Raw genomic sequence first — 17,500 nt, 5'->3', positions numbered from 1 at the left:
CGAACCCCTGTTTCCCAGCATCAGAAGTTCTCCCGCAGCCACGACCCGATCCGGCCCATCAGGCCGGCGGGTGCCTCGTTGTCGCCGCGCTTCAGCAGCGCGACGTCGATCTGTTCGTTGACCGCGTAGGTCAACAGTCCGGCGCAGGTGGCGAAAGCCGGCCCGCCCGTGGAATCCGCCAGCCCGTGCGCCCGTATCGGCCGGCCCATGCGGACCTGCTTGTCGAGCACCAGCTGCGCCATGTCGCGCACGCCCGGCAGCTGGCTGGCGCCGCCGGTCAGCACCACGCGCCGGCCGGCCAGCTTGTCGAAGCCGGAAATTTCCAGGCGTGAGCGCACATGCTCGAAGGTCTCCTCCAGGCGCGGCTGGATGATCGAGACCAGGAAGCTTTTCGGCACATGGTTCGGGCTGGTGTGGCGGTCCTCGCCAACCAGCGGCACGTCGATCACCTCGCGGTCGTCGAGCGGCGAGGAGATCGCGCTGCCATACAGCGTCTTCATGCGCTCGGCCTCGGCCAGCGGCGTGGTCAGGCCGCGCGCGATGTCGCTGGTCACATGGCCGCCGCCGATCGGCACCATGTCGGTGAACACCACCTGGCCCTCGAAGAACACGGCGACCGTGGTGGTGCCGCCGCCCATGTCGATGACGGTGACGCCCAGCTCCATCTCGTCCTCGACCAGGGCCGCGAGGCCGGAGGCGTAGGGCGAGACGACCAGCGCCTCAATGTCCAGATGGCAGCGCTGCACCACGGTGGTCAGGTTGCGCAGCACGCCGGCCTGGGCGGTGACGACATGGATGTCGGCGCCAAGCCGCTGGCCGAACATGCCACGCGGATCCTTGATGCCCCGGCTGCCGTCGATGGAGAAGCCGATGGGGATGGAGTGGATGAGTTGCCGGTCTTCCGGCTCCTGCTGGGTGCGGCCCTGACTCAGCACGCGGCGTACGTCGCGCTCGCCGATTTCCTGGCCGCCCAGCGCCACCTCGACGCCGATGGTGTGCGAGGCGGGGTGGCCGCCCGATACGTTCACCACCACCTGGCGCACCGTCTCGTTCGCCATCTTCTCGGCGGCATGAACGGCGTTCAGGATGGATTCCTCGGCCGCCTCCATATCGACGATGGCACCGGAGCGCAGGCCGCGGCTGACCTGATGGCCGATGCCGACGACGCGCGGCACGCCATGATCGATGCGCGCGATGAAGCAGGCGATCTTGGTCGTGCCGATATCCAGCGCGGCGACCAGTCCGGTGCGGGGTTTGGTGAGGCTCTTGCTCATCAGGTATTTTTCCCGGGGTTACGCAGACGCTTCGCCGTGTCGGGGGCCACCCGCACGACCAGCCGGTCGGCGAAGCGCAGATCGATGGCAATGACATCCTTGGCCAGCACCTTGTGCTCGCGCTCCAGCGCGGCGAGGCGGGTCCAGGCACCCATCGGATTTTCCTCCGGCAGGCGGACGTCGATGCCATTGTCGAACAGCAGGTTCCAGCGCCGCTCCCCGACCAGGGTGGCGGCCCGCACACGGGCGCGCAGCTCCGGCGCGGTCTCCAGCATCGCCAGCAGGGCCGGCGCTTCCAGCGGCGCATCGTCACCGACCAGCACCGGCAGGTGGCCAAAGGCGGCAATGTTGTCGCGCAGGATCACCACGCCCTCGGCATCGACCAGCACCAGCCGGTCGTCGCGCTGCCACAGCGCCATCGGCTGGCGTTCCTCGATGCGGACATACAGCGTGTGCGGCAGGCGGCGCTCGATCACCGCGCTGCGCACCCAGTTGATCGCTTCCAGCCGCTCGCGGGCGGCGGCCACGTCGATGCCCAGCAGCGCGTCGCCGCGCTTCACGTCGAGGACGGCCAGCAGCAGCCCGGCATCGGTGCGCTCGCGGCCTTCCAGCAGCACGTCGGCAACGGCGAGGCCGGCCTCGCGGCTCAGTTCCAGCGCATCGGCACGCAGCTCCATCGCCGCTTCCGGGATGGTGTCGCTGGACCACAGATACCAGCCGCCGCCGGCCAGCCCGGCCAGCAGCGCCAGAACGGCGCTGGTCCGCGCCACGGGCTTCACCCAGCGCGGCTGGACCCGGCGGCGCGGGGCCGCCCGGCGCTTGCTGGTGCTGGCGATGGTGCCGGTCAGGAGTCGCATCGCGCCTCCTCGACCATGCGGGCCACCAGTTCGGGGAAGGAGATGCCGAGATGGGCGGCCTGTTCGGGCACCAGCGAGGCCGGTGTCATGCCGGGCTGGGTGTTGACCTCCAACAGGTACAGCGTGCCGGTCTCTTCCTTGGTGTCGTCATAGCGGAAATCGGCGCGGCTCACGCCCCGGCAGCCCAGCACGGCATGCGCCTCCTCGGCCATGCGCAGCGCCTGCTCATAGACCGGACGCGGCAGTTCCGCCGGGACGATGTGCCGGGTCCGGCTGGTCGCGGCGTATTTGTTCTCGTAATCGTAGAAGCCGTCGTCGGTCACCAGCTCGGTCACCGCCATTGCCTTGCCGGACATCACGCCGACGGTCAGCTCGCGACCGGGGATATAGGTCTCCACCAGCACTTCCTCGCCGAACGGCCAGTCGCCGTTCAGCATCGGCGCGTTGCTGCCCTTCTCGACGATGCGCACGCCGATGGAAGAACCCTCGTCGATCGGCTTCAGCACGTAGGGCGGCTGCATCGGATGCTCCAGCACCACGTCCTTCTTGCCGACGATGCGGCCTTCCGGGCAGCGCAGCCCGACACCGGCGAACAGCTGCTTGGCCGCCGGCTTGTGCATGGCGATGGACGAGGCCAGGACGCCGGAATGGGTGTAGGGGATGCCCAGGATGTTCAGCAGGCCCTGCACATTGCCGTCCTCGCCGATCGGGCCGTGCAGCGCGTTGAACACCACATCCGGCTTCAGCTTGCCCAGCACCTCGGCGATCTTGCGGTCCATGTCGATCTCGGTGACGCGGTAGCCGGCCTGGCGCAGCGCCTTGGCGCATTCGCGGCCGCTGACCAGCGACACTTCGCGCTCGGCCGACCAGCCGCCCATCAGCACGGCGACGTGGGTGTCGGCGCGCGTCTTCATGCCGGCTCTCCCGCTTCGACCACGGCGCCGGGGCCGCGCTGCGACGGCACGCCGATGCGGCGGATTTCCCAGTCCAGCCGGATGCCGGAATTCTCGAACACGCGGCGGCGCACTTCCTCGCCCAGCGTCTCGATGTCGGTGGCGGTGGCCGCGCCGGTGTTGATCAGGAAGTTGCAATGCTTGTCCGACACCATGGCGTCACCGATGCGCAGGCCGCGGCAGCCGGCCTTGTCGATCAGCTGCCAGGCCCGGAGCGCCCCTGGATGCCCTTCCGGGTTCTTGAAGGTGGAGCCGCCGGTGCGCGCGCGGGTCGGCTGCGTTTCCTCGCGGCTCTTGCGGATATCGGCCATGCGCTGGGCGATGGCGGCGGGGTCGCCGGGTCGGCCCTGCAGCAGGGCGGACAGGAAGATCCAGCCCGCCGGTACGGTGGACCGGCGGTAGGAGAAGCCCATCGCCGCCGCGTCCAGCCGGTGCCGCTTGCCGAACGGATCGACCGCCTCGGCCTCGATCAGCACGTCCTTGATCTCGCCGCCATAGGCGCCGGCATTCATGCGCAGCGCGCCGCCGACCGTGCCGGGGATGCCGGAGAAGAATTCAAGGTCGGTGAGGCCGGCCTGCTGCGCGGTCAGCGCCACATTCAGGTCCAGCGCGCCGGCGCCGGCGCGGAGCTGTTCGCCCTCGACGCTGACCTCGGTGAAGCCGCGGGCCAGCCGGATCACCACGCCCGGCACGCCGCCGTCGCGGATCAGCAGGTTGGAGCCGACGCCGATCACCGTCACCGGCACATCGGCCGGGCGGCTGGCGAGGAACTCCACCAGATCGTCGGCATCGGCCGGGCGGAACAGCACCTCGGCCGGGCCGCCGCAGCGGAACCAGGTGGTCTTGGCGAGGTCGGCATCCTCGGTATAGCGGCCCCGGACCGCCGGCAGACGTTCGATCAGACTGGTCATGGCTTTGCGCACCGCCTTCATGAGCGTGCCCTCCGGCTGGCCTCGACGCCGAACACGGCATCCAGTTCGGTCGGCAGGGCGTTGGCCCAGTTGGTGATCGACCCGGCGCCGAGGCAGACCACCATGTCGCCCGGCCTGGCGATGGCGGCGATCCTCTTCGCCAGCGACTCAGGCCCGGACAGCGGGGAGACGCTGCGATGGCCATGGGCCTGCAGGCCGGCCACCAGCCGGTCCTTGTCCATGCCCTCGATGGGCTGCTCGCCGGCGGCATAGACATCGGCCACCAGCACCGAATCGGCGTCGTTGAAACAGGTGCAGAATTCCTCGAACAGGCTTTCCAGCCGGCTGTAGCGGTGCGGCTGCACCACGGCGATCACCTTGCCGTCCGGGCAGGCACCGCGCGCGGCGGCCAGCACGGCGGAAATCTCCACCGGGTGATGGCCGTAATCGTCGATCACCGCGATGCCGTTCGACTCGCCGGTGCGGGTGAAGCGCCGCTTCACGCCGGCGAAATTCGCCAGCGCCCGGCGGATCGTCTCCTCCTCCAGCCCCATCTCGGCGGCGATGGCGACCGCGCCCAGCGCGTTCTGCACATTGTGCATGCCGTACATCGGCAGGATCAGATCCTTGAAGGCGCGGCCCTCATTGCGCGAACGCGGCCCGAAGATGACCGAGAAGCGCGCACCGGCCGGGCTGATCTCGATATCGACGCCGCGCACCTCGGCCTGCGGGCTCATGCCGTAGGTGACGATGCGGCGGTCGGGAATCTGGCCGATCAGCGACTGCACCACCGGATGGTCGAGGCACATGGCGGCGAAGCCGTAGAACGGGATGTTCTCGATGAAGGTGCGGAACGCCTCCTGCACCTTCTCGAAGCTGCCGTAATGGTCGAGATGCTCGGGGTCGATGTTGGTGACCAGGCCGATGGTCGCCGGCAGCTTGGTGAAGGTGCCGTCGCTCTCGTCCGCTTCCACCACCATCCAGTCGCCGGTGCCGAGCCGGGCATTGCTGGCCCAGGCGTTGATGATGCCGCCATTGATGACCGTCGGGTCGAGTTCGGCGGTGTCCAGGATCGAGGCGACCAGCGAAGTCGTCGTCGTCTTGCCATGGGTGCCGGCAATCGCGATGGACCATTTCAGGCGCATCAGCTCGCCCAGCATTTCGGCGCGGCGCACCACCGGGACGAAGCGGGCGCGGGCGGCCACCACCTCGGGATTGTCCTGCTTCACCGCCGAGGAGATGACGACCACGGCGGCGTCGCCGATATTCTCCTCGCGGTGGCCGATATGGACGGTTACGCCGCGCTCGCGCAGGCGCTTCACATTGGGGCTGTCGGCGAGATCGCTGCCCTGCACCTCATAGCCCAGATTCAGCAGTACCTCGGCGATGCCACTCATGCCGATACCGCCGATGCCGACGAAATGCACAATGCCGATATCGAGTGGAAGCGCCCTCATGCCGCCTTCTCCTGCGGTTCCGGGGAGGTATGGCGAAGGCTGTCGCCATTCGCGGGAAGTTCCGCCGTCACCAGATCGGCCAGCCGCTCGACCGCGTCCGGCGTGCCGGCCTCACGCATCTTCAGCGCGGCGGCGTTCAGCTTCTGCGGCATGGTCAGCAGCATCTCCAGCCGGTCGGCCACCGCCTTGGCGCAGAACGCGTCCTGCGGCATGACCCAGGCGCCGCCGGCCGTCTCGACGGCATGGGCGTTGGCGCTCTGGTGGTCGTCCATGGCGTGCGGGTAGGGCACCAGGATCGCCGGCCGCCCGGCCGCCGTCAGTTCGGCCACGGTGGAGGCGCCGGACCGGCAGATCGCCAGATGCGCGCGGGTCAGCCGTGCCGGCATGTCGGAGAAGAAGGAGGCGACCTCCGCCTGGAAGCCGATACCGCTGTAGGCGGCCTCGACACGGGCCACATCTTCCGGCCGCGCCTGCTGCTCGATGCGCAACCGGCGGCGCACCGTCTCGGGCAGGAGCGCGATGGCGGCGGGCATCACGTCGGAGAACACCGTGGCGCCCTGGCTGCCGCCGGTGACCAGCACCGTCAGCTTGCCGTCGATCTCGGCCGGCGGGTAGGGGGTCTGGCGCACCGCGACGATGTCCGGCCGCACCGGGTTGCCGGTGAAGCGGAGGCGGTCGCGCAAGGCTTCCTTCACACCGGAAACCTCTGCGAAGGAGGTGGCGATACGCCTGGCGCGGCTGGCCAGCAGCCGGTTGGCGCGGCCCAGCAGGGCGTTCTGTTCATGCAGCAGGATGGTGATGCCCTGCAGACCGGCGGCGGTCACGGTCGGCACCGAGGGGTAGCCGCCGAACCCCACCACCATGGCGGGCTTCAGCCGGCGCAGCAGGAGCAACGCGTCCAGCGTGCCGAGACCCAGCGAGACCATGCCGCCCAGCTTGGCCGCCAGGCCGGGCCTGCTGATGCCCTCGGCGCGGATGCGGTGCACGCTGAAGGCGGCGTTTTCCGGTGCCTCGAACGCCTTGCCGCGGCGGTCGGTGACCAGTGCCACGGCATAGCCGCGCGCCAGCAGCGCATGGGCCAGCGCCTGCGCCGGGAACAGATGCCCGCCGGTGCCGCCGGCAGCCAGCACGATGGTCTTCTTCACGGTCGTCCGGGGGGCGCTCATGACTGGCCTCCGCCGGCGCGGCGGCGGGTCAGCGCCAGCGCCATGCCCATGCCGATGGCAAGCGCCAGCAGCGAGGAACCGCCATAGGAGACGAAGGGCAGGGTCATGCCCTTGGTTGGCATCATATGCAGGGTGGAGCCCATATTGATGATCGCCTGGATGCCGAACTGCGCCAGCAGGCCGGAGGCCGCCAGCATGACGAACAGATTCTGCTCGCTGAGCACGCGGGCGAAGCCGCGCAGCACCACGAAGGCGAACAGCACCAGCACCAGCAGGCAGGCGATCAGCCCCAGCTCCTCCCCGGCGACGGCGAACACGAAATCGGCGTGCGCGTCGGGGATATAGGCCTTCACCGTGCCCTCGCCGGGACCGCGCCCCAGCAGGCCGCCATTCATGAAGGCCTCCATCGAGCGGTTGACCTGGTAGCTGTCACCCGAGGCCGGATCGAGGAAGCGGTCGATGCGGCTGGCCACATGATCGAAGGCGAAATAGGTGCCGATCAGGCCGAACACGCCGAACAGCAACGCGCCGCCGACCCAGGCGATGGGCATGCCGGCCAGGAAAAACTGGCCGAAGAAGATCGCGCTCAGCACCACGGCCTGGCCGAGATCGGGCTGCATCAGCAGCAGGCTGACGACCAGCAGATACAGCGCACCGGCGGCGATATGGCCGGGGAAGCCCTCGCCGCGCCGCCATTCGGCGAACAGCCAGCCGGCGATCACCGCGAAGAACGGCTTGGCGAATTCGGAGGGCTGCAGCGAAAAGCCGGCCAGGTTGATCCAGCGCCGCGCACCCTTGATTTCCGGGCCGCCCAGCAGCACCGCCACCAGCAGCAGGAGGGTCCCGGCAAGGCCGATCAGCGCCAGCCGGCGCACGGTGCGCGGCTGCATCAGCGACACACCGATCATCATGGCGATGGCGACCGGCAGCAGCGCGAAATGGCGGCGCACGAAATAGAACTGGTCGAGGCCGATGCGTTCCGCCACCGGCGGGCTGGCGGCCAGGATCATCAGCGCGCCGAAGCCTATGATGAGACCCAACGCCGCCAGGCTCCAGCGGTCGATGGTCCACCACCAGCGGCCGAACAGGCTGGTATCGTTGCGGGAGAGCGCGCTCATGCGGCACCTCCCGTCAGCGTGGCGGCGGCATCGCTGGCCAGCGCCTTCACCAGATCGCGGAAGCGGTCGCCGCGCTGCTCGAAATTGTCGAACTGGTCGAACGAGGCGGCGGCCGGCGACAGCAGCACCACGCCGCCCGTGCCGCGTGCGTCCTTCGCGGCAGCGGCCAGTGCCTCCTGCAGCGTGCCGCATTTGGAATAGGCCAGCTTGCCGTCCAGCGTGGCGGCGAAACCATCGGCCGATTCGCCGATCAGATAGGCATGGCGCACGCGCCCGAACTGCGGGGCCAGCGCGTCGATGCCGCCTTCCTTGGCGCGCCCGCCGGCGATCCAGTAGATGCGCTCGTAGCAGGCCAGCGCCTTCCCGGTCGCCTCGGCGTTGGTCGCCTTGGAATCGTTCACGAAGGTCACGCCATCCAGCACCGCGACCCGCTCCTGCCGGTGGGCGAGGCCGGGGAAGCTGCGGATACCGGCGATGATCGCCTCGGCCGGCACGTCGAGGGCGGTGCAGATGGTGTAGGCGGCCGCCGCGTTCTGCCAGTTGTGCGATCCGGGCAGGGCCGGCGCCTCGGCCAGGTCGAGGATCGTGCGCGCGCTGCCGTTGCGGGCATCGATCAGCCGCCCTCCACCGATGCTGCCATCGACATAGACGCCGCCGACCACCGGCCGGCTGACCGAGATGCCGACAACGCCCCGGCTCAGGATGCCGCGGCCCAGTGCCCGGGCGACGCCGCGCGTGGTCTCGTCGTCTAGCCCGATGACGGCGGTGCCGTCTGCCGGCAGCTGGTCGAACAGATGGCGCTTGGCGGCGACATAGCCGTCGAAGCCGCCATGCCGGTCGAGATGGTCCGGCGTGATGTTCAGCAGCGCGGCCACATCGAAGCGCGCCTCGCGCAGCAGCTCGATCTGGTAGCTCGACAGTTCCAGCACATAGATGCCGTCGGCCCCCAGCGGCGTCAGCGTCAATGCCGCCATGCCGAGATTGCCGCCGATCTCCGCCATGCAGCCGGCCTGCTTCAGGATATGGCCGACCAGCGCCGTGGTGGTGGATTTGCCGTTGGTGCCGGTGATGCCGACGAAGCGTGCCTGTGGGTTGGCCAGCGCCAGTAGCTCGATGTCGCAGACCAGCGCCACGCCGGCCGCCTTCGCGGCAAGGGCGGCGGGGTGCGGCACCGGGAAGCTGTGCGGGATGCCGGGGCTCCACACCGCGAGGGCGATGCCGGACCAGTCGGCGGTGGCCAGGTCGGTGACGGCAGCGCCCAGCTTTTCCGCCTCGGCGCGGCGGTCCGCGTTGTCGTCCCAGGCCAGCACCTCGGCGCCGGCCTGCAAGAGGGCGGACACGCTGGCGAGGCCGGAGCGGGCGAGGCCCATCACGGCGATACGACGGTTGGCGAAGCGGGAGAGATTGATCATGCCGTCCCCCTCACCGCAGCTTCAGGGTGGACAGGCCGGCGATCGCCAGCACCACGGCGATGATCCAGAACCGGATCACGATGGTCGATTCGGCCCAGCCCTTCTTTTCGTAGTGATGGTGCAGCGGCGCCATGCGGAAGACGCGCTTGCCGGTCAGCTTGAAGGACAGCACCTGGACGATGACCGAGACGGTCTCCAGCACGAACAGCCCGCCGATGATGGCCAGCACCAGCTCGTGCTTGGTGGCGACGGAAATCGCGCCCAGCCCGCCGCCCAGCGCCAGCGAGCCGGTGTCGCCCATGAACACCATGGCAGGCGGCGCGTTGTACCACAGGAAGCCAAGGCCGGCGCCGACCAGCGCGCCGCACAGCACCGCCAGCTCGCCGGTGCCCGGCACATGCTGGATCTGCAGGTAATTGGCGAACACCGCATTGCCGGCCAGATAGGCGATCAGCGCGAAGCAGGAGGCGGCGATCATCACCGGCACGATGGCCAGCCCGTCCAGCCCGTCGGTCAGGTTGACGGCGTTGGAGGATCCCACCATGACCAGTGCCGCGAAGATGATGAAGAACCAGCCTAGGTCGATCAGCAGCGCCTTGAAGAACGGCACGGTCAGGCTGGTCGAAAGCGGGTCTTCGCTGATCCAGGCGAACATCAGGGCGGCGGCCAGGCTGACGGCCAGCTGGCCGGCCAGCTTGAGGCGGCCCGGCAGGCCCTTGGCGTTGCGCTTGGTCAGCTTCAGGAAATCGTCGAAGAAGCCGATCAGCCCGAAGCCGCAGGTCACCAGCAGCACGGTCCAGACATAGAGGTTGCGCAGATCCGCCCACAGCAGGGTGGAAACCGCCAGCGCCAGCAGGATCAGGGCGCCGCCCATGGTCGGCGTGCCCTTCTTGGTCAGCAGGTGGCTTTCCGGCCCATCCTCGCGGATCGGCTGGCCCTCGCGCTGCTTGGCCTTCAGCCAGCCGATGACGGCCGGGCCCATCAGGAAGGCGATGGCAAGCGCGGTGATGACCGCGCCGCCGGTCCGGAACGTCAGGTAGCGGAACAGGTTGAAGGCGCTGAACATGTCCGCGAGCGGGGTGAGGAGAAGCGGCAGCATCGGTCAGTTCTCCCCCGTGCGCAGCGCCAGCAGGGCATCCACCACGCGCGCCATCTTCATGCCAAGGCTGCCCTTCACCAGAACCACGTCGCCGGCATGCACCAGCGCGCCGACCAGCGGCGCCAGCGCCTTTGTGTCGTCGCCGCTGCCGCCCTGCAGGCCGCGCGGCAGGCTTTCTGCCATGCGGTTCATGTTCGGTCCGGCGGTGAACACCAGATCGGCGCCGGCGGCCTGGATCGGCTGCGCCAGCGCGTTGTGCGCCTCGGCCGCGCCGTCGCCCAGTTCCAGCATGTCGCCCAGCACCAGGATGCGCCGGCCACCGGGCTTCGGCTTGGTCATCGCCAGCACGTCCAGCGCCGCGCGCACGGCGGGCGGGCTGGCATTGTAGCTCTCGTCGATCAGCAGCAGCGTGCCGCCGGGGATGGCGATCTCGACCTGCCGGCCCCGGCCTTTCGGCGCCTCGACCTGTTCCAGCGCCGCCGCGGCCACCGTCACGTCACCGCCGAGTGCGGCGATGCCGGCCAGCACGCCCAGGCTGTTCAGCACCCAGTGCCGGCCCGGCACGGCCAGCCGGTAGCGCAGCCGGCGCTGGGCGACGATGGCCTGCACCAGGCTGTCGGTACGGCGCAGTTCGGCGTTCAGCAGGCAGGCATCGGCGGAAAGATCGGTGCCGAAGCTGACGATGGTACGGATGCCGGCCTTCCGGGCGCGCTCCCACAGCCGGCCATAATGCCGGTTGTCGCGGTTCAGCACGGCGGTGCCGCCTTCCTTCACGCCCAGCAGGATGTCGGCCTTTTCCTCGGCGATCTCCTCCTCGGAGGCAAAATGCCCGGCATGCACCGCTTCCACATTGGTGATCAGCGCCACGTCCGGCTGCACCATGCGCGCCAGCGGCGCCAGCTCGCCGCGATGGTTCATGCCGAGTTCGGAGACCAGATACTCGGCATCCAGCGGCAGGCGGGCCAGCGTCAGCGGCGCGCCGATATGGTTGTTGAAGCTGGCCACGCTGGCGTGGGTCTTGCCCAGCGCGGACAGGCCGACGCGCAGCATCTCCTTGGAGCCGGTCTTGCCGACGCTGCCGGTGACGGCAATCGCCTTCGCCCCGCTACGGCCGCGCTGGAAGCGCCCGAGTTTCTCGAGCGCTTCCAGGGTCGAGGCGACCTCCAGTACCGGCGTCTCCGCCGATACCCCCTCCGGTCGCCGCTCGACCAGCAGCGCGGCCGCCCCCCCACCCAGGGCGTCTCCTACATAGTCATGGCCGTCGAAAGCATCCCCCTTCAGGGCGACGAACAAATCGCCCTCCGCCACTGTCCGGCTGTCGATGGACACGCCGAAGGCCTGCCAGTCCCGGCTGTTCTTCCCGCCGGTGGCGGCAACGGCATCAGCGGAGGTCCAGAGCGGCCTGGTCATCTGAGGTTCGGTCATGCCGCACCCCCAAGGCCCAGCGCCTGCACGGCGGCCCGCGCCACCGCCACATCGTCGAACGGCCGGGTTTCGCCGGCGATCTCCTGACCCTGCTCGTGACCCTTGCCGGCGATCACCAGCACGTCGCCGGCACCCAGGCCGCTGATGGCGGCGTGGATCGCCTCGGCCCGGTCGCCGATCTCGGTGGCGTCCGGGCAGGCCTGCATCACCTCGGCGCGGATCGCTGCCGGGCTCTCGCTGCGCGGATTGTCGTCGGTCACGATCACGCGGTCGGCAAGGCGCTGGGCGATCTCGCCCATCATCGGCCGCTTGCCGCGGTCGCGGTCGCCGCCGCAGCCGAACACCACCCAAAGCTGGCCGGTGGTGAAGGGGCGGATTTCCGTCAGCACCGCTTCCAGCGCGCCCGGCTTGTGCGCGTAATCGACATAGATGGCGGCGCCATTTTCCAGCGTGGCGACGCGCTGCAGCCGGCCCGGCACGCCTTGCAGGGTTTCCAGCGCGGCCAGCGCCTCGTCCAGCTTTGCCCCGGTCGCGGTGACAAGGCCCAGGGCGGCCAGCGCGTTCATCGCCTGGAAGCCGCCGGCCAGTGGCAGGTCGATCTCGCGCGCCCTGGCGTTCAGGATCAGCCCGAGTGTCTGGCCATCGGGGCGTGGCAGCCGGTCCACCAGCCGGAAATCGGCACCGGCCGAGCGGCCGAAGCTGAGCACGCGGTGGCCGCGCCGGGCGCAAATCTCGACGAGGGCAGGGAAGTGGGGGCTGTCGGCATTCAGCACCGCCGTGCCGCCGGGCGCCATCACCCGGTCGAACAGCTGCGCCTTGGCGGCGAAATAGGCCTCCATGGTGCCGTGATAATCGAGATGGTCGCGTGCCAGATTGACGAAGGCGGCGGCCCGCACCCGGACCCCGTCCAGCCGGAACTGGTCGAGCCCGTGGCTGGAGGCTTCCATCGCCAAAAAGCCGACCCCGGAACCGGCAAGCTCCGCCAGAACGCGGTGCAGCTCCACCGGGTCCGGGGTCGTAAGCCCCTTGCTGCTCGGCAAGTCAGGGGCAATCACGCCAAGGGTGCCCATGCTGGCGGCCTTGCGGCCCAGCCGGGTCCAGATCTGACGGGTGAAATCGGCAACGGAAGTCTTGCCGTTGGTGCCGGTCACGGCGACCACGGTTTCCGGCTGCTGGCCGAAGAAGCGCGCCGCCATGCGGGCCAGCCGCAGCCGCGGGTTGGCGTCGGCTATTACGGGAACCGGACTGTCCAGCGTAATGCCGGCGGGGGCCAGCACGGCGCGCGCGCCGCGCCCGATGGCGTCGGCGATGAAGCTGCTGCCATCTTCCTTGGTCCCGGGCAAGGCGGCGAACAGAAAGCCGGGGCGGACCTGACGGGAATCCGCCGTCAGCCCTTCGATATCAATGTTCAGGCTGGCGGCGATGGCCGCGTCGGCTGGCTTGTCGCCATTCATGAGGTCAATAAGACGCAAGGCGCTTGCTCCCGTTCTGAGAGGGGTCGCGGGGCGCGATATCGACCACCAGATCACGGCGGATTTCTGGCGTGTTTTCGTCAATTGGGGGAATTCCGTACATCGGCGCCATGCGCGCGACAATCCGGCTGACCACCGGGGCGGCAACCCAGCCGCCGGTGGCATAGCCGAAGGTACGCTTGTTGCCGACCGGCTCGTCGATCATCGCCAGCACGACATAGCGCGGGTCGTTGATCGGATAGGCGCCGATGAAGGAGGAAATCCGGGCCTTGCGGTTATAGCCACGGCCGCTCAGCTTCTCCGCCGTGCCGGTCTTGCCGCCGACCAGATAGCCCTCGGCGTCGCCATTGCGGCCGGTGCCGGTCTGGACCACCAAGCGCATCAGCTTGCGCATCTGATTGGAGGTGCGTTCGGCGATCACGCGGCTGCTCTGCAACGCCGCGTCGGGCTCGCGCCGCAGCAGCGTCGCCGGATGCAGCAGGCCGCCATTCACCAGCGCCGACACGCCGCTCGCCAGATGCAGCGGGCTGACCGACAGGCCATGCCCGAAAGAGATCGTCATCACATTGATGTCGCGCCAGGGGCTGGGCGCCAGCGGCAGGCCGGCCTCGGGAATCTCGATCGGCTGGCGGGCCAGCATGCCGATCTTTTCCATGAAGGCGCGCTGACCGGCGGCACCGACTTCCAGCGCCATCTTGGCGGAGCCGATATTGGAGGAATGAACCAGGATTTCCGGCACGCTCAGCCAGCGGTTCTTGCCGTGATAGTCGTTGATGGTGAAGCGCGCGATGCGGATCGGGTGGCTGGCGTCGAAGCCGCCGCCCATGCGCACCTTGCCGCTGTCCAGCGCCATCGCGTGATTGAACAGCTTGAAGGTGGAGCCCATCTCGTACACGCCCAGCGTGGCGCGGTTGAACTGCTGTTCCTCGGTGATGCCGCCGGGCTGGTTCGGGTCGTAATCCGGCAGCGAGACCATCGCCAGCACTTCGCCGCTGCGCACATCCATGACCAGGCCGGCCGCGCCGATGGCCTTGAATTCCTCGATCGATTCCAGCAGCGAGTCGCGGACGATCTGCTGCAGCCGCACATCGAGCGAGAGCTGCACCGGCTGGCTGCCGCTGCGCAGCACCTCGTCGAAGGATTTCTCGATGCCGGCAATGCCGCGCCCGTCCACATCGGTATAGCCCAGCACATGGGCCGCGGCGGCGCCCTGCGGATAGAACCGGCGCTCCTCGCGCTGGAAATAGAAGCCGGGGATGCCCAGCCGGTTCACTTCGTATTTCTGGCGCGGCGTCAGATTGCGCTTCACCCAGACGAAGCGGCGCTCGGTGGCCAGCTTGGCGATCAGCTCCGGCTCGCTGAGGTCGGGCAGCACGGTGGCCAGCTTGCGCGCGGCCTCGGCAGGGTCCAGCACGGCCTGCGGATCGGCATAGAGCGACGGCGTGGCCAGGCTGGTCGCCAGCAGCAGGCCGTTGCGGTCGATGATCTCGGCCCGGCCCGACGGGTTGGCGTTGGCGCGCGGCGTCTCGGCCAGGCGCGGCTCGCTGGCGCCGGACAGCACGCTGACATCGACCAGCCGCAGGCCAACGGCGGCGAACACGGCGGCAAACAGCGCAGCGGCGATGACCAGCCGGGTGCGGCCGGTTTCCAGCGCCTGCTTGACCACGCCTTCCAGCGCCACATGATGCGCGGGCGGCGGCGCCTCCGGATTTGCCGGGCGCGTGAAGGGCGTGCGGAAGAGGCGGGTCATTGGACGCTCCGTTGCGCGGCCAGCAGCGGCTGTAACGTGTCCTGGCGGGGCTTATCGAGCGGGGCATAGACCAGCGGATCGCCGGCGCGCGGCTTGGTTGCCAGCGGCAGGCCATCGGGCGTGATCACCGGGCGGGCCTCCGGCACGGCAGTCAGCGACACGGCAATCTGGCGGCCGGAAGCCGGCACCAGGTCGAGATGGCGCGTCGCCAGATCGGCCAGCCGGTCCGGGCGGTTCAGATAGCTCCATTCGGCGCGCAGGACCTGGATCGCCTCCTGCGTGCGGATGATCTCGGCATTGATCCGGGCCAGCCGTTCCTCGCGTGCCTGCACTTCATATTTCAGCAGGAACAGCGCGACGCCGGCGCCGCCGACCAGCAAGACCCAGAAGAGGAAGCCCTGGCGGATCATGCGGCCTCCTCCCATGCCGGCGCGTCGGTGCGTTCGGCGACACGCAGCTTGGCGGAACGGGCGCGCGGGTTGGCGGCGGTCTCGGCGTAGTCGGCCACGACAGGCTTGCGGCCGATCAGCCGGAAGCTGGGGGCGCGTGGGGCGGTCGCGGCCACCGGCATGTGGCGCGAGGGCTGCGAGGCTTCGCCGCAACGCGCCTTCAGGAAGCGCTTGACCTGGCGGTCCTCCAGCGAATGGAAGGTGACGACGGCCAGCCGTCCGGCCGGGTTCAGCGCGCGTTCGGCGGCGGCGAGGCCGCGGTCCAGCTCGCCCAGCTCGTCATTCACATGCAGGCGCAGCGCCTGGAAGGTGCGGGTGGCAGGGTCGATGCCGTCCTTCGATTTCGGTACGACGCTGCGCACGATGGAGGCCAGGCGTCCGGTGCGCTCGATCGGCGCCTCGGCACGGGCGGCGACGATGGCGCGCGCCACACGGCGGGCCATCCGCTCCTCGCCCAGATGGAAGACGATGTCGGCCAGCTCCGCCTCGCCGGCCTCATTCACCAGATCGGCGGCGCTGGGGCCGGCCTGCTCCATGCGCATGTCGAGCGGTCCGTCGGCGCGGAATGAAAAGCCGCGACCGGCCTCGTCGAGCTGCGGCGAGGAGACGCCAAGATCCAGCGCCACGCCATCGACGCCATCGACGCCGCGGTCGGCCAGCAGCCGGTCCATCTCGCCGAAGCGGCCCTCGATCAGGATCAGCCGGCCGGCATAGCGGGTCACCATCGCCTCGGCGCGGCGGATCGCGTCGGGGTCGCGGTCGATGCCATAGACGCGGCAGTCGGCGGCCTCCAGCAGCGCGCCGGCATAGCCGCCGAGACCGAAGGTGCCATCAACGAAGACGGCGCCGTCACGCGGCGCCAGGGCGGCGACCACCTGGTCGCGCAATACGGGAATGTGCAGGGGCCGGGATGCGTTGGTCATCCGCCGCCCCCCTTATCGTCGTCGCGGCGCAGCTTCAGCGTGACCTCGCCATCCTTGATTCGCTGGCGTGCCTCTTCCTTGCGCCGGCTGTAGGTCTCGGGCGACCAGATCTGGAAGGTCGAGCCCTGGCCGACGAAGAGCGCGGTCTCGTCGATGCCCATCTCGTCCAGCAGGTCGCGCGGCAGCATGATCCTTCCTTCGCCGTCGAAGGGGAGTTCGCGGGCTTCGGCAAGGATCGTGGCGGCCAGATCGTCGGCCTTGTCGGAGAGCATGTCGAGATCGTCCAGGCTGGCGGCGATCTGCTCGATACGGCGGAAACTGCAGCCTTCCAGCGCCTGAAACTTGGGGGAGGGGTACACGACCACGCCCTGGAAATCTTCCTTGGCGAGCTGGGCACGGAACTTCGACGGAACGGAGACACGCCCCTTCCTGTCGATCTTGTTCTCGTGCTGGCCAATGAACGTCGCCACCGAAAGCTCCCCTCGAAAATCCCCACCCGGGCGGTGCGCCGGTCGCGATCCGGCAGCGCCTTTGGGTGGCGATGGCATCCCATGGGTCTCGTATGGGATAAAATGGGATATCATGGGAATATATGGTGGTCAATGGGATTGACTGGTGGTTTCCTGGGTTAGTTCTTGATTTATTCCGGTTTTTCGGCACGACAGGACACCCGCTGACAGTCATCGCCAGTACAGCGCGGGCTGTGGATAAATATTCGCGGGATTCTATTGTGTTGCCATAATGTTCTCATTTTGGCGCGAGAGAAAACCCAAGCGATATCAGGTGCTAAAGGGAGATAAGAGGGGGTCAGGCGGTCTGTAAGCCGGGTTCTGTCCCCGCCGGCGCTTGCGCGCGGTTGGCGGGAGATGGCCATTCATCTGGGACGCCCGTTACCGGACGCCTCGCGCGACCAACCCGGACAGCGGCGCGGAACCCGCCTGCCAGCCTCGCATCGCTGCGACCTGGCGTGCCATCCCTATTCGGTCTTGCTCCCGGTGGGGTTTACCGTGCCGTTCCCATTGCTGGGACCGCGGTGCGCTCTTACCGCACCCTTTCACCCTTACCTGCCGCCTGTCCTAAGACAGGGGGCGGGCGGTCTGCTCTCTGTGGCACTTTCCCTAGGGTCGCCCCCGCCGGGCATTACCCGGCACCGTGTTTCCGTGGAGCCCGGACTTTCCTCCCCCCGGTTGCCCGGAAGGCGGCCATCCGACCGTCTGACCCCGCGCGGATAGGT

15 protein-coding genes and 1 other RNA gene are annotated in these 17,500 nt (G+C 68.9%); all 16 read right to left on the bottom strand.

What is annotated here, in order from left to right; genetic code table 11:
* Window positions 1-20: 20 nt before the first annotated feature.
* On the bottom strand, window positions 21-1,274 hold the full coding sequence (ftsA, locus tag BKM74_RS14415) for a cell division protein FtsA (RefSeq protein ID WP_086466415.1): 1,254 nt from the start codon (window positions 1,272-1,274) through the stop codon (window positions 21-23).
* Complete coding sequence (locus BKM74_RS14410; RefSeq protein WP_086466414.1) at window positions 1,274-2,131, bottom strand: cell division protein FtsQ/DivIB; 858 nt, start codon at window positions 2,129-2,131, stop codon at window positions 1,274-1,276. The genes ftsA and BKM74_RS14410 overlap by 1 nt, the downstream gene beginning before the upstream one ends.
* Window positions 2,119-3,045 (bottom strand): D-alanine--D-alanine ligase, encoded by a 927-nt coding sequence (locus BKM74_RS14405; protein ID WP_086466413.1) that lies wholly within the window; start codon window positions 3,043-3,045, stop codon window positions 2,119-2,121. Before BKM74_RS14405 ends, BKM74_RS14410 begins: the two co-directional genes overlap by 13 nt.
* A complete protein-coding gene (gene murB / locus BKM74_RS14400; RefSeq protein ID WP_086466412.1) occupies window positions 3,042-4,016 on the bottom strand; it encodes a UDP-N-acetylmuramate dehydrogenase in 975 nt (324 codons plus the stop codon). Before murB ends, BKM74_RS14405 begins: the two co-directional genes overlap by 4 nt.
* Complete coding sequence (murC, locus tag BKM74_RS14395) at window positions 4,013-5,452, bottom strand: UDP-N-acetylmuramate--L-alanine ligase (RefSeq protein ID WP_086466411.1); 1,440 nt, start codon at window positions 5,450-5,452, stop codon at window positions 4,013-4,015. The genes murB and murC overlap by 4 nt, the downstream gene beginning before the upstream one ends.
* On the bottom strand, window positions 5,449-6,618 hold the full coding sequence (murG, locus tag BKM74_RS14390) for an undecaprenyldiphospho-muramoylpentapeptide beta-N-acetylglucosaminyltransferase (protein ID WP_086466410.1): 1,170 nt from the start codon (window positions 6,616-6,618) through the stop codon (window positions 5,449-5,451). Before murG ends, murC begins: the two co-directional genes overlap by 4 nt.
* On the bottom strand, window positions 6,615-7,736 hold the full coding sequence (locus tag BKM74_RS14385) for an FtsW/RodA/SpoVE family cell cycle protein (protein ID WP_086466409.1): 1,122 nt from the start codon (window positions 7,734-7,736) through the stop codon (window positions 6,615-6,617). Before BKM74_RS14385 ends, murG begins: the two co-directional genes overlap by 4 nt.
* Complete coding sequence (gene murD / locus BKM74_RS14380; RefSeq protein ID WP_086466408.1) at window positions 7,733-9,148, bottom strand: UDP-N-acetylmuramoyl-L-alanine--D-glutamate ligase; 1,416 nt, start codon at window positions 9,146-9,148, stop codon at window positions 7,733-7,735. Before murD ends, BKM74_RS14385 begins: the two co-directional genes overlap by 4 nt.
* 10 nt (window positions 9,149-9,158) lie before the next feature.
* Window positions 9,159-10,247 carry a phospho-N-acetylmuramoyl-pentapeptide-transferase gene (gene mraY, locus BKM74_RS14375; RefSeq protein WP_086466407.1) on the bottom strand — a complete coding sequence of 363 codons (1,089 nt, stop codon included), beginning with the start codon at window positions 10,245-10,247 and terminating at the stop codon, window positions 9,159-9,161.
* A 3-nt stretch (window positions 10,248-10,250) separates the two neighbouring features.
* Entirely contained in the window at window positions 10,251-11,672 is a 1,422-nt protein-coding gene (locus tag BKM74_RS14370; protein ID WP_245825946.1) for a UDP-N-acetylmuramoyl-tripeptide--D-alanyl-D-alanine ligase, read from the bottom strand.
* Window positions 11,669-13,126 carry a UDP-N-acetylmuramoyl-L-alanyl-D-glutamate--2,6-diaminopimelate ligase gene (locus tag BKM74_RS14365; RefSeq protein ID WP_086466405.1) on the bottom strand — a complete coding sequence of 486 codons (1,458 nt, stop codon included), beginning with the start codon at window positions 13,124-13,126 and terminating at the stop codon, window positions 11,669-11,671. Before BKM74_RS14365 ends, BKM74_RS14370 begins: the two co-directional genes overlap by 4 nt.
* 4 nt (window positions 13,127-13,130) lie before the next feature.
* Entirely contained in the window at window positions 13,131-14,894 is a 1,764-nt protein-coding gene (locus BKM74_RS14360) for a peptidoglycan D,D-transpeptidase FtsI family protein (RefSeq protein ID WP_086466404.1), read from the bottom strand.
* Window positions 14,891-15,304 (bottom strand): cell division protein FtsL, encoded by a 414-nt coding sequence (ftsL, locus tag BKM74_RS14355; RefSeq protein WP_086466403.1) that lies wholly within the window; start codon window positions 15,302-15,304, stop codon window positions 14,891-14,893. Before ftsL ends, BKM74_RS14360 begins: the two co-directional genes overlap by 4 nt.
* Window positions 15,301-16,266 carry a 16S rRNA (cytosine(1402)-N(4))-methyltransferase RsmH gene (gene rsmH, locus BKM74_RS14350; protein ID WP_086466402.1) on the bottom strand — a complete coding sequence of 322 codons (966 nt, stop codon included), beginning with the start codon at window positions 16,264-16,266 and terminating at the stop codon, window positions 15,301-15,303. The genes ftsL and rsmH overlap by 4 nt, the downstream gene beginning before the upstream one ends.
* Entirely contained in the window at window positions 16,263-16,736 is a 474-nt protein-coding gene (locus tag BKM74_RS14345; protein WP_086466401.1) for a division/cell wall cluster transcriptional repressor MraZ, read from the bottom strand. Before BKM74_RS14345 ends, rsmH begins: the two co-directional genes overlap by 4 nt.
* Before the next feature lie 333 nt (window positions 16,737-17,069).
* Window positions 17,070-17,484, bottom strand: an RNA gene (gene rnpB, locus BKM74_RS14340) — RNase P RNA component class A.
* Between the last annotated feature and the right edge of the window lie 16 nt (window positions 17,485-17,500).

Source organism: Oceanibaculum nanhaiense (assembly GCF_002148795.1).
GTDB classification, from domain to species: domain Bacteria; phylum Pseudomonadota; class Alphaproteobacteria; order Oceanibaculales; family Oceanibaculaceae; genus Oceanibaculum; species Oceanibaculum nanhaiense.
The sequence above is the reverse complement of the archived record's forward strand: the minus strand, read 5'-3'. Positions and strand labels throughout refer to the sequence as shown.

Bases quoted from the DNA above. Each gene is read 5' to 3' on its own strand.
- BKM74_RS14405 (WP_086466413.1), bottom strand. From the start codon at position 3,045: ATGAAGACGCGCGCCGACACCCACGTCGCCGTGCTGATGGGCGGCTGG.
- BKM74_RS14365 (WP_086466405.1), bottom strand. From the start codon at position 13,126: ATGAATGGCGACAAGCCAGCCGACGCGGCCATCGCCGCCAGCCTGAAC.
- ftsA (WP_086466415.1), bottom strand. From the start codon at position 1,274: ATGAGCAAGAGCCTCACCAAACCCCGCACCGGACTGGTCGCCGCGCTG.
- murC (WP_086466411.1), bottom strand. From the start codon at position 5,452: ATGAGGGCGCTTCCACTCGATATCGGCATTGTGCATTTCGTCGGCATC.
- BKM74_RS14370 (WP_245825946.1), bottom strand. From the start codon at position 11,672: ATGACCGAACCTCAGATGACCAGGCCGCTCTGGACCTCCGCTGATGCC.
- murD (WP_086466408.1), bottom strand. From the start codon at position 9,148: ATGATCAATCTCTCCCGCTTCGCCAACCGTCGTATCGCCGTGATGGGC.
- BKM74_RS14360 (WP_086466404.1), bottom strand. From the start codon at position 14,894: ATGACCCGCCTCTTCCGCACGCCCTTCACGCGCCCGGCAAATCCGGAG.
- murB (WP_086466412.1), bottom strand. From the start codon at position 4,016: ATGAAGGCGGTGCGCAAAGCCATGACCAGTCTGATCGAACGTCTGCCG.
- BKM74_RS14410 (WP_086466414.1), bottom strand. From the start codon at position 2,131: ATGCGACTCCTGACCGGCACCATCGCCAGCACCAGCAAGCGCCGGGCG.
- murG (WP_086466410.1), bottom strand. From the start codon at position 6,618: ATGAGCGCCCCCCGGACGACCGTGAAGAAGACCATCGTGCTGGCTGCC.
- rsmH (WP_086466402.1), bottom strand. From the start codon at position 16,266: ATGACCAACGCATCCCGGCCCCTGCACATTCCCGTATTGCGCGACCAG.
- BKM74_RS14385 (WP_086466409.1), bottom strand. From the start codon at position 7,736: ATGAGCGCGCTCTCCCGCAACGATACCAGCCTGTTCGGCCGCTGGTGG.
- ftsL (WP_086466403.1), bottom strand. From the start codon at position 15,304: ATGATCCGCCAGGGCTTCCTCTTCTGGGTCTTGCTGGTCGGCGGCGCC.
- mraY (WP_086466407.1), bottom strand. From the start codon at position 10,247: ATGCTGCCGCTTCTCCTCACCCCGCTCGCGGACATGTTCAGCGCCTTC.